This is a genomic window from Thermodesulfobacteriota bacterium, from assembly GCA_040756475.1.
In the GTDB taxonomy this organism is placed as follows: domain Bacteria; phylum Desulfobacterota; class Deferrisomatia; order Deferrisomatales; family JACRMM01; genus JBFLZB01.
The window spans coordinates 22,140-37,161 of the sequence record JBFLZB010000024.1 but is presented as its reverse complement, the minus strand read 5'-3'; the positions used below and the strand labels follow the sequence as shown (position 1 = coordinate 37,161).

The following is a 15,022-nucleotide window of genomic DNA, read 5'->3' as shown; positions in this document are numbered from 1 at the left end:
CGGCCAGGCCGCGGCCGGCTCCCGGCCCCGCAGGTGGGCGTCCAGGACCACCGCAGCCTCCTTGCCCGAGGCGATGGCGGTGACCACCGCCTTTCGCTCGTTCACCAGGTCGCCCCCCAGGAAGACAGGGGGCCGGGCCGCCCACTCCCCCCGAGGCGCGACGCGCCGCAGGTGAAGGCCCGCCGCTTCCCCGGCCGCTGCCTCCAGGGCAGCGGGGGAAAGCCCTTCCGAGGGGCCGGCCCCGACGGCCGCGAACACCGCGGAGACCTCCACCACCACGTCCGGATGCCCGGAGGGAACCACCCGGGGCCGCCCTCCCGCGCCCGCCTCCACCTCCAGGCTCGCCATGGTGGCAAGGGTCAGGCGCAGGCCTCCCGCCCCCGCCGCCTCGAGCCTTCGGGGCGCCAGGAGGGTTCGCACCGGGATGCCCTCCTCCCGGGCCTCCTCGAGCTCATCCGGGAGGGCGGGCATGTCCTGGACCCGGCGACGGTAGTACACGGTGGGCTGCGCCCCCAGCCGCAGCAGGGTGCGGGCCACGTCCAGGGCGGTGTTTCCGCCCCCCACCACCGCGACGGGCCCGGCCACGGGAGGTGCCCCCCCTCGGCGTACGGCCTCCAGGAAGGCCAGGCCGTCCCGGGCGAGCTCCTTCCCCTCGATTCCCAGGCGGGTCGGGGTCCAGTGGCCCGTGGCCAGGAAGACCGCGTCGTAGCCTCCGAGATCGTCCCACCCCAGGTCCTGCCCCAGGCGTCGGCGGGGATGGAAGCGGACCCCTTCCCCCAGGACCAGGCCCACCTCCCACGCCAGGGCGTCGATGGGCAGGCGGTACTCGGGGATGGCGTAGCGCAGGAGCCCCCCGGGCTCCTCACGGGCGTCGAAGAGGTCCACCCCGTGGCCCAGCCGGCGAAGGAAGAAGGCCGCGGCCAGTCCGGCCGGCCCCGCCCCCACCACGGCGGCCCGCTTGCCCGACGGGGGCCCCGACGCGGGGGGCGGGGTGAGGCCCTGCCGCCGGGCGTGGTCGGCCAGGTGGCGCTCCAGGGAGTTCACGGATACCGGCGCATCATACTCGCCGCGGTTGCAGGAGGCCTCGCAGGGATGGTGGCAGACCCGGCCGCACACCCCGGGCAGGGGGTTTTCCTCCCGGATGCGCAGCCACGCCTCCTCGAAGGCCCCCTGCCCCGCCAGGAACTGCACCCGGGCGATGTCCTCCCCCGCCGGGCACGCCTCGGCGCAGGGCGCCACCTTGTCCTGGTAGCGGGGCCGAAGGAATCGCCAGGAGCCCGTGCGGTTCCAGAGCATGGTGTCGGCGGAGCGCGAAAAGAGGGGCAGGTCCGCGGCGCCCCGAAACGCCACGGGGCTCATGGGGACACCCCCCCGGGGGCCACCCGGTCGAAGGCTTCCCGGGCCGCGGCCACGTTGGCCTCGTGGTGGGAGGGCACCTCCTCCCGGATCGCCTGGCACACCGCGCCCAGGGAAACCAGGCTCGTGGCCCGGGCGAAGGCCCCCAGGATCGCGGTGTTGACGATGGGGTGGGTTCGGGACCCGAGCCCGTGGCGGAGGGCGATGGGGCTAGCGTCCACGGTGGCTACCCGGAAGGCCGAGAATTCGGGGAAGTCTCCCGGGAGGCGGTCGGTGTTGAGGAGCAGGACGCCTCCCCCCTTCAGGCCCCGGGTCACGTTGGCCGCCCCGACCAGGGTGGGGTCGAGCACCACCACGTGGTCCGGGGCGTAGACGTTGGTGCGCAGGTGGATCTTCGAGGGGGCGATGCGCAGGTAGGCCTCCACGGGGGCGCCCCGTCGCTCGACGCCGAAGGCGGGGAAGGCCTGTACGTACTTCCCTTCGCGAAAGCAGGCAACCGCCAGCACGTTGGAGGCGACCACCGCGCCCTGCCCGCCCCGCCCGTGGAAGCGGACCTCGACCACGCCCTACCCCTTCTCCCCCGTGTAGACCACCACCAGGGCCTGGGCCGGTCCCCCTCCCACGCCGCGGAAGGCGTGGGCCACGTCCGATTCGAAGTACAGGCAGTCCCCGGGCTTCAAGGTGCGCAGCTCGTCGGGGGTGCGAAACTCGATCTCCCCGGAGAGCACGTACATGCACTCCTCTCCCTCGTGGGAGTAGAAGACCATGTCCTTCTTGTCCATGGTGTCGAAGGTCACCAGGAAGGGCTGCATGTGCTTGCGGCTCTTTTGCAGCTCGAGGGACTCGTAGAGGTAGCCCACCTCGCTCGCGTCCTGGTGGGCCCGCCGGGTCAGTCGCTGGCGCTCGGACGCGCGGGTGACCGCGATCTTCTCCTCCTTCTCCTCCTCCTGGAAGAAGTGGGAGATGTTCACGTCGAGGGCCCGGGAGATCTTGAGCAGCGTCGCCACCGGCGGCATCACGTGGCCGTTCTCCACCTGGGAGAGGAGCGGCTTGGAAAGCCCGGTCTTGGCGGAGAGGTCTTGCAGGGTATATCGCCGCTTCTGGCGCAGATCGCGGATCTTGGCGCCGATGCCCAGGTCTTCCACCGCTGGATCGATCTTCTTTGCCATGGCCGTGCTTCGCTCCTCTGCCCGATGGCCCGATGGTATGCCCGCCGAAATTTGATTGCAACAAATCTCGTTTGCCGATGCCAACACCAACCTGCTCCAGCTTGCCCAAACGCGCCGCGTCGTCAAGGGGGCTCGGTGCCCCGGGACAGAAAGGAAGGACGAGGTCACGCAGTCGGGTATCGGTGTCGCTATCGGTATCGACGCGTCGCCGAACGCGATGCCGATACCGATGCCGACAGCGATAGCGACAGCGATAGCGACAGCGATAGCGATGGGAGCGAAGGGGCCGTCACACGTCGGCGGCCTGCGGCGCAGTCTCGCTGGAACCACGGTCCCCACGACCTGCCGCACGGAGGCGCTCGCCCGGTGCGCCGACGAATTAGGGCTTGACTGGGGGGAGCCTCCACCTATAATGGCGGGCTCTTTGCCCGACCCGGCGGAGGTGGTGTGCTGCAACCGACTCCCGTGCCCGTGGCCCATCTCCCGCCCGAGGGGCAGAAGTACTCCCTGTCTTTTCCCCAGGAGGACGTGGGGGCGGCCCTGGCCGAGGCGGGGTGGGAGGAGGTGGGGGCGGCGGCGGCCCTGACCGCCGAGATCCGGGTACTGCCCGCGGGCTCCGAGGTCTTCGTCCTGGGGCGCCTGGAGACCCGGGTTGCGTACCGTTGCGTTCGCTGCCTCGGTGTGTTCCCCGCGCCGGTGACGGCCGAGGTCCATGCCGCTTTCACCCGCGAGGGCGCCCCGGAGCCCGGCGAGTGGGAGCTGCGCCGAGAGGACCTGGACGTGCAGCGGATCCCGGGTGGAACCCTGGATTTGTCCGAGGTGGTCGCCGAGCAGTTCTTCCTGGAGCTCGAGCCGCACCCGGTCTGCCGGCCCGAGTGCCGCGGCCTGTGTCCCCAGTGCGGCGCCGACCGAAACCGAACCGCCTGCCGATGTGCACAGGCGGCGCAACCGAGCCCGTTTCAAGCCCTCGAAGCCTGGGGCAAGGCGCGACGGAGCTGATCCGTCCGGAGGCACGCGCCCCGGCAACCAAGGAGAGGACCATGGCCGTTCCCCAGAACCGTACGTCTCTGGCGCGCAAGCGCAAGCGCCGCTCGCACCTCGCCCTCTCGGCGCCCAACCTCGATCGTTGCCCCCAGTGCCGGGAGCCCAAGCAGCCCCATCGGGTCTGTGCCGCGTGCGGTACATACAAGGGGCGGGAAGTGATCCGGATCGCCGAGGAAGAGAGCTGAGCTTCCACCCTGGGGCCTGATCCGCGCCCATGCGAATTGCCGTCGACGCCATGGGGGGCGACCACGCCCCCGAGGCGGTGGTGGAGGGGGCCGTGCAGGCCGCCCGGGAGTACGGTACCCACGTGATCCTGGTGGGCGACCGGGAGGCGGTGCACGATCTCCTCAAGCGCCACGGGGCGGGCGACCTGCCCCTGACGGTGCGCCACGCCTCCGAGGTGGTGGGCATGCAGGAGAGCCCATCCCACGCCCTGCGGCGCAAGCGCGACTCCTCGCTCCGGGTGGCGTTCGACCTGGTCAAGGCCGGAGAAGCCCGCGCCGCGGTGAGCGCCGGCAACTCCGGGGCGGCCATGGCCATCGCCATGCTGGTGCTGGGGCGGCTGCCCGGAGTGGAGCGGCCCTGCATTGCCGCGGTGCTCCCCACCCTGACGGGCTCCACCGTGCTCCTCGACGTGGGGGCCAACGTGGAGTGCAAGCCCATCCACCTCGTCCACTTCGCCATCATGGGGGAGGTCTTCTGCCGGTATGTGCTCCAGGTGGAGCGCCCCCGGGTGGGGGTGCTCTCCAACGGGGAGGAGGAGAGCAAGGGCACCGAGCTCACCCGCAGCGCCCACCAGGCCCTCAAGCACTCGAGCCTCCACTACGTAGGATACGTGGAGGGGCGCGACATCTTTCCCGGCGCGGCCGACGTGGTGGTGACCGATGGATTCACGGGAAACGTGGTGCTCAAGTCTGCCGAGGGCCTGGCCCACGTCATGGGGCAGATGTTCAAGCAGGAGCTGGGGCGCACCCTCTTCTCCAAGATGGGGTATCTCCTGGCCCGGGGCGCCTTCCGGAAGATCCGCAATCGGCTGGACTACGCCGAGACGGGCGGGGCCCCGCTTTTGGGCGTCAACGGCGTGGGGATCGTCTCCCATGGCTCCTCCGACGCCCGGGCCATCAAGAACGCCATCCGCGTGGCCCACGAGTTCGCCGAACGGCGGGTCAACCTGCACATGATGCAGGTGCTCGAGAAGAACCAGGACCTGGAGGGCTGGGCGGTTCCCAAGGAGCGGCGCTTCTGGGCCCAGCTCAAGGACAAGATCATCCACCCCCGCCGGGAAGAACCCGACGAAGGCTGACCCATGGAACGGCGCCACAGAATTCCCGCGCGCATTCTCGGCACCGGGCGCGGCGTCCCGGATACCGTGGTGACCAACGCGGACCTCGCCGCCCGCATGGACACGAGCGACGAGTGGATCCGCGAGCGCACCGGCATTCGGGAGCGGCGCATCGCCCCCGACGGGGTGCGCACCAGCGAGCTGTGCGAGCAGGCGGCGCGGCGGGCCCTGGAGGCGGCCGGCGTCGAGCCCGGGGAGCTCGACCTGGTAATCGTCGCCACCGCCACCCCGGACATGCCCTTCCCCTCGACCGCATGCTTCCTCCAGGAGCGCCTGGGCATCCGGGGGCAGATGGCCTTCGACCTCACCGCGGCGTGCACCGGGTTCCTCTACGGCCTCACCGTGGCCGAGCAGTTCGTCGCCAGCGGCGCCTGCCGGAGAGCCCTGGTGGTGGGGGCCGAGCTCCTGAGCCGCATCGTGGACTGGACCGATCGGGGAACCTGCGTCCTCTTCGGCGACGGGGCGGGGGCGGCTGTGCTCGGCCCCTCGGAGGACCCGGAGCGCGGCATCCTCGCGGCCCGCATGGCTGCCGACGGGGCCCACTGGGGCATCCTCAACCTGCCCGGGGGCGGCACGGCCCATCCCACCACGCCGGAGACGGTGGCGGCGGGCCTCCACAAGGTGAAGATGCAGGGCAACGAGGTGTTCAAGGTGGCGGTGCGGGCCCTCCAGGAGATGGCCGAGCTGGTGCTCCAGGAGGCCGGACTGTCGGGCGAGGACCTGGACCTCTTTTTACCCCACCAGGCCAACCGGCGCATCATCGACGCGGTGGCCAAGCGCCTCCACGTCCCCGACGAGAAGGTCTACGTGAACGTCGACCGCTACGGGAACACCTCGGCGGCCTCCATCCCCATTGCCCTGGACGAGGTGGTGCGCGCCGGCCGCGTGAAGCCGGGCGACCTCCTGCTCCTGGACGCCTTCGGGGGCGGAGTGACCTACGGGGCGGTGCTGCTGCGGTGGTAGATTCCGCTCCTTGGAATCGCCTTGCGCCCTCAGGGCGCCTCTTTGTATAGTTCGCTGAATCTTTCCGCCTCGTCTCTCGAAATTCCTCTCCCCGGGAGCCACCCCATGTCGGCCAGCGTCGCGTTCGTCTTTCCGGGACAGGGCTCCCAGTACGTGGGGATGGGCCGGGCGCTGGCCGAGGCCTTTCCAGTGGCGCACAAAGCCTTGGCCGAGGCGGACGCGGCCTTGGGCCGGCCCCTCACGACCCTCCTCTTTGAGGGGCCGGAGGAGGAGCTTCGGCTCACCTGGAACACCCAGCCGGCCATTCTGGCGGTAAGCGTCGCGTGCCTGCGGGTCCTGGAGCAGGAGACGGGCCTTCGGCCGGCGGCGAGCGCGGGGCACTCCCTCGGGGAGTACTCCGCCCTGGTGGCAGCCGGGGCGTTGGGCTACGCCGATGCCCTGCGGGTGGTGGAGCAGCGGGGGCGCTTCATGCAGGAGGCCGTCCCGGTGGGCACCGGGGCCATGGCGGCCGTTCTGGGACTCGAGACCGACCAGGTGCGATCGCTGTGTGACGGGCTCTCGCGCCCGGGGGCGGTGGTGGAGCTCGCGAACGACAACTCGCCGGGGCAGGCCGTCATCTCCGGCCATGCCGCCGCGGTGGAGGAGGCGGCTCGCAGCGCCAAGGAAGCCGGGGCCAAGCGGGCCGTGCCCCTGCCGGTGAGCGCGCCCTTCCACTGCTCCCTCATGGTGCCCGCCGGCGAGCGGCTGGTCCCGGTACTCGAGGCCGTCTCCATGGTCGAGCCTCGCTACCCCGTGGTGGCGAACGTGGATGCCCGGCCCCACGGCAGCCCCGCCCAGGTGCGGGACCGCCTGGTGCGCCAGGTGAGCTCGCCCGTGCGCTGGCAGGACTGTGTGCGGGCCCTGGGAGAGCTGGGGGTCACCCGCTTCGTGGAGGTGGGGCCCAAGAACGTGCTGGCCGGCCTCGTCCGGCGCATCCTGCCCGAGGCGGTGGTGGCCAACGTGGAGGACCCGAAGAGCCTTGAAGCCGCCCGGGCCTTGCTCGAGGGAGGGGCGTCGTGACCTCGAGCGATTTGACGAGTCCGGCCGCTCCGGCAGGGTGCGAACCCGTGTTCCAGGGCCGGGTGGCCCTGGTCACGGGGGCGACCCGGGGCATCGGGAGGGCCGTGGCTGCTTGCCTGGCGGCCCGCGGCGCCCGGGTGGCCGTGACCGGGCGGAGCCTGGCCGCCGCCGAGGCGGCTGCCGCGGCCCTTCCCGGAGAGGCCTTGGGGATCGAGCTGGAGGCCTCGGACCCCCAGAGCGTGGCGGCGGCTGTCGCCCGCGTCGTGGAAGCCTGGGGCCGGGTGGACGTGCTGGTGAACAACGCGGGGATCACCCGGGACAACCTGGCACTGCGGATGAAGCTCGAAGACTGGCGGGCCGTCCTCGACGCGAACCTCACCGGTGCGTTCCTTTGCACCAAGGAATGCCTGCGGCACATGGTGAAGGCGCGCCGGGGCGCCGTGGTGAACGTGTCGAGCGTGGTGGGGTCGCTTGGCAACCCCGGTCAGGCCAACTATTGCGCCTCCAAGTCCGGCCTGGAGGGCATGACCCGCAGCCTGGCCCGGGAGTACGCCAACCGGGGCATCCGGTTCAACGCCGTGGCTCCGGGCTTCATCGAGACGGACATGACCGAGGCCCTGGGAGAAAAGGCCCGGGAGGCGCTGCTGGCCCAGGTGCCCCTGGCCCGCCTGGGGAGTCCCGGCGACGTGGCCGAGGCCGTCGCCTTCCTGGCGTCGGACCGCGCCGCCTACATCACCGGTCACGTCCTGCACGTCAACGGCGGCATGTACATGGGTTGAGCTCTCGGGAAAACCCCAAACGGAAGGGAGGACACATGAGCGCGAACATCGAGGAAACCGTCAAGAAGATCGTGGCAGAGCAGCTCGGCGTGGATCTGGAGAAGGTCGTCAACGAGGCAAGCTTCATCGACGACCTGGGCGCCGACAGCCTCGACACGGTGGAGCTGGTCATGGCCCTGGAGGAGGAGTTCGACCAGGAGATCCCCGACGAGGATGCGGAGAAGATCCGCACGGTGCAGGATGCCATCAACTACATCCAGGAGAAGCTGGCCGCCTGAGCCTCGCGCAGGGTGGGCCGTGCCAAACCGATTAGGCAAGAGAGCCAGGGCACACCTGGCTCTCTTCCCTAAGTGAATCCGCCGCCGGCGGGTTCAGGAGGGAAAGCGGTGAGCAGACGTGTCGTGGTCACCGGCCTGGGAGCCGTCACGCCCCTGGGGATCGGTGCAGAAGACAGCTGGAAGGCGTGCGTCGCAGGGCGGTCGGGCCTGGGCCCGATCACCAAGTTCGACGCCGCCGGCATGAAGACCCAGATCGCCGGGGAGGTGAAGGGGTTCGACGGGTCCCTGTACGTGGACAAGAAAGAACTCAAGAAGATGGACTTCTTCATCCAGTACGCCGTGGCGTGCTCCAAGCTGGCACTGGAGGACGCGGGCTACCAGGTGCCCGAGGACCGGGCGGACCGGGTGGGGATCTCCATCGGAGCCGGGCTCGGGGGGCTGCCCGAGATCGAGGTGCAGCACAAGGCCCTCCTCGAAGCCGGGGCCCGGCGGGTGAGCCCGTTCTTCATCCCCTCGGTCATCGTGAACCTGGCCCCGGGGTATGTCTCGATCTACACCGGGGCCAAGGGGCCCAACCTCTCCATCGTCACCGCCTGCGCCACCGGCGCCCACTCCATCGGCGAAGCCTGGCACATGATCCGGCGGGGAGACGCCGATGTGATGATCGCCGGCGGCGTGGAGTCGACGATCACCCCGCTGGCCGTGGGAGGCTTCAACGCCATGCGGGCGCTCTCCACCCGCAATGCCGAGCCCGAGCGCGCCAGCCGCCCCTTCGACAAGGACCGGGACGGTTTCGTCATGGGCGAGGGGGGCGGCGTGCTGATCCTGGAGGACCTGGACCACGCCCGCCAGCGCACCGCCCGCATCTACGCGGAGCTCGTGGGCTACGGCGCTACCGCCGACGCCTACCACATCACCGCCCCGGACCCCCAGGGGGACGGAGCGGCCCGGTGCATGGCCATGGCCCTGCGCTCGGCGGGCCTCGCCCCGGCGGACGTGGACTACGTCAACGCCCACGGCACGAGCACCCCCTTCAACGACTACTACGAGACCCTCGCCATCAAGCGGGTCTTCGGCGATCACGCGAGAAAGCTCTGGGTCTCGTCCACCAAGAGCATGACGGGGCACCTCCTGGGCGCTGCCGGCAGCGTGGAGGCGGTGTTCTCCGTCCTGGCGCTGCGCGACCAGCTCGCGCCGCCCACCATCAACTACGACACCCCGGACCCCGAGTGCGACCTGGACTACGTGCCCAACCAGGCCCGGGAAGGGGGGCTCGACTGCGCGCTCTCCAACTCCTTCGGGTTCGGCGGGACCAACGGGAGCCTCCTCTTCCGAAAGTTCGAGGGGTGACCCGATGATCCTCATCGCGAGCGACCACGGGGGCTACGAGCTCAAGGAGGACCTGCGGGCCTACCTCGTGGAGCAGGGCGTGGAGGTGCGCGACCTGGGGCCGGCCAACGGGGACCCGGTGGACTACCCGGAGTTCGGGCTGGAGCTCGCCGGACGGGTGGGGCGGGGCGAGGCGGAGCAGGGCATCCTGCTGTGCGGCACCGGCATCGGGATGAGCATCGTGGCCAACAAGATCCCGGGGGTGCGGGCGGCCCTGGTGGCCGACGTGTACTCGGCCCGCATGGCTCGGGAGCACAACGACGCCAACGTGCTCGTGATCGGCGGCCGCACCACCGGCAAGGGGCTCGCGCGGGAGATCGTGCGCACCTGGCTCGGGAGCCGCTTCGAGGGGGGCCGCCACGCCCGCCGCCTCCAGCGGATCGGCGAGATCGAGCGCACCCGCTGCGGGCGGGCAGCGACCTCGGCCCTGCGGTGGGAGGACCCGGAGGTCTGGCAGGCCGTCCAGGGGGAGATCCGCCGGGAGGAGGAGGGCATCGTCCTTATCGCCTCGGAGAACTACGCCTCGGAGGCGGTCCTGGAGGCCCAGGGGTCGGTCTTCACCAACAAGTACGCCGAGGGCTACCCGGGGCGCCGCTACTACGGCGGGTGTGTGTTCGCGGACCGGGTGGAGGCCCTGGCTGCCGAGCGCGCCCGGGAGCTCTTCGGGGCCGAGCACGCCAACGTGCAGCCCCTGTCGGGCTCGTCGGCCAACATGGCGGCCTACTTCGCGCTCCTCAGGCCGGGGGACACGATCCTGGGGATGGCCCTCGCCCACGGCGGCCACCTCACCCACGGGGCGTCCGTGAGCTTCTCGGGCCAGCTCTACCGGGCGGTGACCTACGGCGTCCGGCCCGACACGGGGCGCATCGACTACGACGAGGTCCGAGAGATTGCCCGGCGCGAGCGCCCCCGGGCCCTGGTGGCGGGGGCGAGCTCCTACTCCCGCACCCTCGACTTCGCGGCGTTCCGGTCCATTGCCGACGAGGTGGGGGCGTACCTCATCGCCGACATGGCCCACATCGCGGGCCTCGTGGCCGGCGGGGCCCACCCCAGCCCCGTGGCCTATGCCGACGTGGTCACCAGCACCACACACAAGACCCTGCGGGGTCCCCGGGGCGGGCTGGTCCTGTGCCGCAAGGAGCACGCCGCCGCGGTGGACAAGGCGGTCTTCCCGGGGCTCCAGGGGGGGCCTCTGGTCAACTCCATCGCCGCCAAGGCGGTGGCCTTCCGGGAGGCGGCGGGCGAGTCGTTTCGCACCTACGCCCGGCTCGTGGTGGAGAACGCGGCCCGGCTCGCCGGGGCGCTCCAGGCCCGGGGCTACCCGGTGGTTTCCGGGGGGACCGACAACCACCTCTTCTGCCTGGACCTCACGGGCCCCGGCGTCACGGGCGTCGCCGCGGAGCGCTGCCTGGATCGGGCGGGGATTGCCGTGAACAAGAACGCGATTCCCGGAGATCCCCTCGGCCCCACGGTGACCAGTGGCATCCGCCTGGGCACCGCCATCGTCTCCACCCGAGGCATGGGCGCTCCCGAGATGGAGGAGATCGCCGAGGCGGTCGCGCGGGTCCTGGGCCGGTGCGGCGACGAAGCGGTGGAGGGGGAAGTGCGGGCCTCGGTTCAGGGGCTGTGCCGGCGTTTCCCCTTCTATGCCGGGCTCCTGGGGCCTCCGGAAGGGTAGGGGCCCTGGGAACGGGGGAGCGAGTACGGGGCTTCCCTCTCGCCGCGGGCCGGGGGTCTCCCCTCCGGCCCGCGCAGGATCCCGTGGATCGGGCGCTCGCGGGGCACATTTCAGGGGGGAAGGGAAGGGCATGCGTCCTCCGAAGGTTCATCGCCACAGCCGCCTGCGCCGCCGCCTCCGGGGAGACCCCCGGCCCGCTCTGACCCCGCAGGATCGGGGCGCCGCCCCGTCGAGGGGCCGGGAGACCCCATGAGTCGCCCTTCCTGGCAGGAATACTTCACCGACATCACCCGCCTGGTGGCGAGCCGCAGCACGTGCCGGCGGCGCCGGGTCGGGGCGATCCTCGTCAAGAACAAGCGCATCCTCGCCACCGGATACAACGGCGCCCCCTCCGGGGTTCCCCACTGCCTGGACGTGGGGTGCCTGCGCGAAGAGATGGGCATCCCCTCGGGGGAGCGCCACGAGCTGTGCCGGGGCCTCCACGCCGAGCAGAACGCCATCCTCCAGGCGGCCCACCACGGCGTCTCCATCGAGGGGGCGGACCTGTACTGCACCAACCTCCCCTGCATCATCTGCACCAAGATGATCATCAACGCCGGCATCCGGCGGGTGTACTACGCCGAGGGCTACGCCGACCCCCTGAGCGCCGAAATGTTCCGCACCGCGGCCATCGACCTGGTGCCCCTGGAGCCCCCCGCGGCGCCGCGGACGGGGCCGGAGGCCCGAGCCTAGTGCGCTGCCCGTTTTGCGGGGAAAAGGAGGACCGGGTCATCGACTCCCGGGTCTCCCGGGAGGGCGACGCCATCCGCCGGCGCCGGGAGTGCGTGGAGTGCGGGCGGCGCTTCACGACCTACGAGCGGGTGGAGGAGGTGCTGCCCCTGGTGGTGAAGAAGGACGGCCGCCGGGAGGCCTTCGACCGGCTCAAGATCCGGTCCGGACTCACCCGGGCCTGCGAGAAGCGGCCCATCCCCGCCGAGGCCCTGGACCGCATCGTGGACGGCATCGAAGCCCGCCTCCAGGAAGAGGGGCGCAAGGAAGTGCCCAGCGACGAGATCGGCGAGGCGGTGATGGAGGCCCTGCGGGGGCTAGACCCGGTGGCCTACGTGCGGTTTGCGTCCGTATACCGCCAGTTTCGGGGCGTGGACGAGTTCACCGACGCCCTGCGGGACTTCCTGGAGCGCAAGGAGCCGTGACGGGCGAGGCCGACCGGTTCTACATGGGGCTCGCCCTGGAGCTCGCCCGCCGGGGGGTGGGGCGCACGAGCCCCAACCCGGCGGTGGGGTGCGTGGTGGCCCGGGGGGGACGGGTGGTGGGTCGGGGGTTCCACCCGGCAGCCGGGGAGCCCCACGCGGAAGTGTCCGCGCTGGAGGAGGCCGGCCCCGAGGCCCGGGGCGCGGACCTCTACGTGACCCTGGAGCCCTGCGCCCACCACGGCCGCACTCCCCCCTGTGCCGACCTCCTGCTCGCGGCCGGGGTCCGACGGGTGGTGGCCGCCATGGAGGATCCCAATCCCCGGGTCGCGGGGGGCGGCTTGCGGCGGCTCCGGGAGGCGGGGGTGGAGGTGGCGGTGGGGGTCCGGGAAGCCGAGGCCCGGCGCATGAACGAGGGGTTCTCCCTCTCGATCCGGGCGCACCGCGCCTTCGTTCACCTGAAGCTCGCGGCCACCCTCGACGGAAAGATCGCCACCCGCACCGGCCACTCCCAGTGGGTGACCTCCCCCGAGAGCCGGGAGCGGGGCCATCGCCTCCGGGATGCCTGCGGCGCCGTTCTCGTGGGCGTGGGCACCGCGGTGGCCGACGACCCGCGCCTCACGGTGCGCCTGCCGGGGGAACCCGAGCGGCGCATCCGCCGGGTGGTGCTCGATCCCCGGCTCCGATGCCCCCCGAACCTGGCGCTCCTTGCTCCCGGCGAGGCTGCTTACACGGTGCTCGCCTGCGCCGAGGGCGCCGATCCGGCCCGGGCGCGGGAGCTCGAGGCCCGGGGAGCCCGGGTACTCCCCCTGCCCTGCCGCGGCGCCTCCCTGGACCTGGGGGCGCTGCTGGCGGCCCTCTACGAGACGGGCACGATGGAGGTGCTCGTGGAGGGAGGGAGCGAGACCGCCCGGTCCTTCCTGGACGCGGGGCTCGTGGACCGGGTGCACCTGTTCCTGGCCCCGCGGTTGCTGGGAGGCCGCGACGCGATCCCCATGGTCGGCGGGGCGAGCCCCGAGCGGATGGACGACGCGTGGGTACTGGAGGAACTGGAAGTGGAGCGGGTGGGGCCCGACCTCTACCTCACCGGCGTCCCCCAGGGGAGGTAGGCCGTGTTCACCGGGATCGTGCAGGACGTGGGACGCCTCGAGGGGGTCGAGGCCAGAGGTCAGGGGCGGCGGCTGACGCTCGCCACCTCCCTCGACACCGGGAGCTTCGAGCTCGGGGAGTCCGTGGCCGTGGAGGGGGTGTGTCTCACGGTGGCCGCCGCCGGGAGGGACACCTTCGAGGCCGACGTCTCCCCCGAGACCCTGCGCCGCTCCACCCTGGGGGAGCTGCGCCCGGGGGACCGGGTCAACCTGGAGCGGGCGCTCCGGCTCACCGACCGCCTGGGAGGCCACTTCGTGCTCGGCCACGTGGATGCGTGCGGCCGCTGCGCCGGCAGCGCTCTCCAGGGGGAATTTCGGGTGCTCTCCTTAGAGGCGCCGCCCGAGGTGCGGCGCTACCTGGTGGAGAAGGGCTCGGTGGCGGTGGACGGGGTGTCGCTCACGGTGGCCACCCTGGAGCCCCGGGGGTTCTCGGTGGCGGTGATCCCCCACACCCTGGAGAAGACCACCCTGCCCGGGCTGCGGGTCGGGGACCGGGTGAACCTGGAGGCGGACGTGCTCGGCAAGTACGTGGAGAGGCTCCTGGAGGGCCGTCGTCCCCAGGGGGAGGTGACCTGGGAGACCTTGGCCCGCTCGGGTTTCCTACGGTAGGATCGGATCCGCGGCCCGCGCCCGGGCTGCCACGGACGCAAGGAAGGAACATGCCCATCCAGCGCATCGAACAGGCCCTCCAGGACTTCCGGGAGGGCAAGATGATCATCCTCGTCGACGACGAGGACCGGGAGAACGAGGGGGACCTGGCCCTGGCGGCGGAGAAGGCGACGCCCGAGGCCATCAACTTCATGGCCCGGTTCGGCCGGGGGCTCATCTGCCTCGCCCTCACCGAGGAGCGCTGCGACCATCTGCGCCTGCCGCCCATGGTCTCGGACAACACCAGCGCCTACCAGACGGCCTTCACGGTCTCCATCGAGGCCCGCCGGGGTGTCTCCACGGGCATCTCGGCCGCCGACCGGGCCACCACCATCCTCACGGCCATCGCCGACCAGACCGTGGCCGAGGACCTGGCACGGCCCGGCCATGTCTTTCCCCTTCGCGCCCGCAAGGGCGGCGTGCTGGTGCGCACGGGCCAGACCGAGGGCTCGGTGGACCTGGCGCGCCTGGCGGGCTTGAAGCCGGCCGCCGTGATCTGCGAGATCATGAACGAGGACGGCACCATGGCCCGCCGTCCCCAACTCGAGGCCTTTGCCAAGGAGCACGGGCTGCGCATCGTCACCATCGCCGACCTCATCGAGTACCGGATGCGCACCGAGGGCCTGGTGCACCGGGCGGCGCAGGCCAAGCTCCCCACGAGCTACGGAGGAGACTTCCGCGCTATCGTGTACCGAAACGACGTGGACGAGTACCTCCACGTGGCCTTGGTCAAGGGAGAGGTCGGGGGGGACGAGCCGGTACTCGTGCGGGTCCACTCCGAGTGCCTCACCGGCGACATCTTCGGCAGCCTGCGGTGCGACTGTGGGGAGCAGCTCCACCGGGCCATGGAAATCATCGAGGCAGAGGGGCGCGGCGTGATCCTCTACCTCCACCAGGAGGGCCGCGGCATCGGGATCGTGAACAAGCTCAAGGCCTACGCCCTCCAGGACGAGGGGCGCGACACCGTGGAGGCCAACGA

17 protein-coding genes and 1 pseudogene are annotated in these 15,022 nt (G+C 71.5%); 15 read left to right on the top strand and 3 right to left on the bottom strand.

Features of this window, described 5'->3' with window-relative positions; translation table 11 throughout:
* From AB1578_05605 to AB1578_05595, 3 genes are all read right to left on the bottom strand, one after another.
* Nucleotides 1-1,359, bottom strand: a 1,359-nt coding sequence (locus AB1578_05605) for an FAD-dependent oxidoreductase (protein ID MEW6487378.1), incomplete at its 3' end; no start/stop codon positions are given.
* Nucleotides 1,356-1,919 (bottom strand): 2-oxoacid:acceptor oxidoreductase family protein, encoded by a 564-nt coding sequence (locus AB1578_05600; GenBank protein ID MEW6487377.1) that lies wholly within the window; start codon nucleotides 1,917-1,919, stop codon nucleotides 1,356-1,358. The genes AB1578_05600 and AB1578_05605, both read right to left, overlap by 4 nt.
* A gap of 3 nt (nucleotides 1,920-1,922) precedes the next feature.
* Nucleotides 1,923-2,525, bottom strand: a complete 603-nt coding sequence (locus AB1578_05595) for an XRE family transcriptional regulator (GenBank protein ID MEW6487376.1) — start codon at nucleotides 2,523-2,525, stop codon at nucleotides 1,923-1,925.
* Nucleotides 2,526-2,972: 447 nt separating this feature from the next.
* Here AB1578_05595 and AB1578_05590 point away from each other — a divergent pair, with 447 nt between their 5' ends.
* The 15 genes and pseudogenes from AB1578_05590 to ribB form a co-directional block, all read left to right on the top strand.
* Nucleotides 2,973-3,524 carry a DUF177 domain-containing protein gene (locus AB1578_05590; GenBank protein ID MEW6487375.1) on the top strand — a complete coding sequence of 184 codons (552 nt, stop codon included), beginning with the start codon at nucleotides 2,973-2,975 and terminating at the stop codon, nucleotides 3,522-3,524.
* 41 nt (nucleotides 3,525-3,565) lie between these two features.
* The gene (gene rpmF, locus AB1578_05585) at nucleotides 3,566-3,754 is read left to right on the top strand and encodes a 50S ribosomal protein L32 (GenBank protein MEW6487374.1); all 189 of its coding nucleotides are present in this window, start codon (nucleotides 3,566-3,568) and stop codon (nucleotides 3,752-3,754) included.
* 29 nt (nucleotides 3,755-3,783) lie between these two features.
* Nucleotides 3,784-4,872, top strand: coding sequence for a phosphate acyltransferase PlsX (gene plsX / locus AB1578_05580; GenBank protein ID MEW6487373.1), 1,089 nt, complete (start codon nucleotides 3,784-3,786; stop codon nucleotides 4,870-4,872).
* Nucleotides 4,873-4,875: 3 nt separating this feature from the next.
* Nucleotides 4,876-5,874, top strand: a complete 999-nt coding sequence (locus AB1578_05575; protein ID MEW6487372.1) for a beta-ketoacyl-ACP synthase III — start codon at nucleotides 4,876-4,878, stop codon at nucleotides 5,872-5,874.
* Between the two features lie 105 nt (nucleotides 5,875-5,979).
* Nucleotides 5,980-6,933: an ACP S-malonyltransferase gene (gene fabD, locus AB1578_05570; protein MEW6487371.1), complete on the top strand. Its 954-nt coding sequence runs from the start codon at nucleotides 5,980-5,982 to the stop codon at nucleotides 6,931-6,933.
* A 47-nt stretch (nucleotides 6,934-6,980) separates the two neighbouring features.
* Nucleotides 6,981-7,712 (top strand): 3-oxoacyl-[acyl-carrier-protein] reductase, encoded by a 732-nt coding sequence (gene fabG, locus AB1578_05565; protein MEW6487370.1) that lies wholly within the window; start codon nucleotides 6,981-6,983, stop codon nucleotides 7,710-7,712.
* Between the two features lie 35 nt (nucleotides 7,713-7,747).
* On the top strand, nucleotides 7,748-7,990 hold the full coding sequence (gene acpP / locus AB1578_05560) for an acyl carrier protein (protein ID MEW6487369.1): 243 nt from the start codon (nucleotides 7,748-7,750) through the stop codon (nucleotides 7,988-7,990).
* A 108-nt stretch (nucleotides 7,991-8,098) separates the two neighbouring features.
* Nucleotides 8,099-9,340 carry a beta-ketoacyl-ACP synthase II gene (gene fabF / locus AB1578_05555; protein ID MEW6487368.1) on the top strand — a complete coding sequence of 414 codons (1,242 nt, stop codon included), beginning with the start codon at nucleotides 8,099-8,101 and terminating at the stop codon, nucleotides 9,338-9,340.
* 4 nt (nucleotides 9,341-9,344) lie between these two features.
* Nucleotides 9,345-9,764, top strand: a pseudogene (rpiB, locus tag AB1578_05550) (ribose 5-phosphate isomerase B).
* 42 nt (nucleotides 9,765-9,806) lie between these two features.
* The gene (gene glyA / locus AB1578_05545) at nucleotides 9,807-11,057 is read left to right on the top strand and encodes a serine hydroxymethyltransferase (GenBank protein ID MEW6487367.1); all 1,251 of its coding nucleotides are present in this window, start codon (nucleotides 9,807-9,809) and stop codon (nucleotides 11,055-11,057) included.
* Between the two features lie 249 nt (nucleotides 11,058-11,306).
* Nucleotides 11,307-11,789 (top strand): cytidine/deoxycytidylate deaminase family protein, encoded by a 483-nt coding sequence (locus AB1578_05540; GenBank protein ID MEW6487366.1) that lies wholly within the window; start codon nucleotides 11,307-11,309, stop codon nucleotides 11,787-11,789.
* Nucleotides 11,789-12,250: a transcriptional regulator NrdR gene (nrdR, locus tag AB1578_05535; protein MEW6487365.1), complete on the top strand. Its 462-nt coding sequence runs from the start codon at nucleotides 11,789-11,791 to the stop codon at nucleotides 12,248-12,250. Before AB1578_05540 ends, nrdR begins: the two co-directional genes overlap by 1 nt.
* Nucleotides 12,247-13,356, top strand: a complete 1,110-nt coding sequence (gene ribD / locus AB1578_05530; GenBank protein ID MEW6487364.1) for a bifunctional diaminohydroxyphosphoribosylaminopyrimidine deaminase/5-amino-6-(5-phosphoribosylamino)uracil reductase RibD — start codon at nucleotides 12,247-12,249, stop codon at nucleotides 13,354-13,356. The genes nrdR and ribD overlap by 4 nt, the downstream gene beginning before the upstream one ends.
* 3 nt (nucleotides 13,357-13,359) lie before the next feature.
* Nucleotides 13,360-14,004 (top strand): riboflavin synthase, encoded by a 645-nt coding sequence (locus tag AB1578_05525; protein ID MEW6487363.1) that lies wholly within the window; start codon nucleotides 13,360-13,362, stop codon nucleotides 14,002-14,004.
* 50 nt (nucleotides 14,005-14,054) lie between these two features.
* Nucleotides 14,055-15,022 (top strand): 3,4-dihydroxy-2-butanone-4-phosphate synthase (gene ribB, locus AB1578_05520; protein MEW6487362.1); only part of this gene is annotated, 968 nt, incomplete at its 3' end.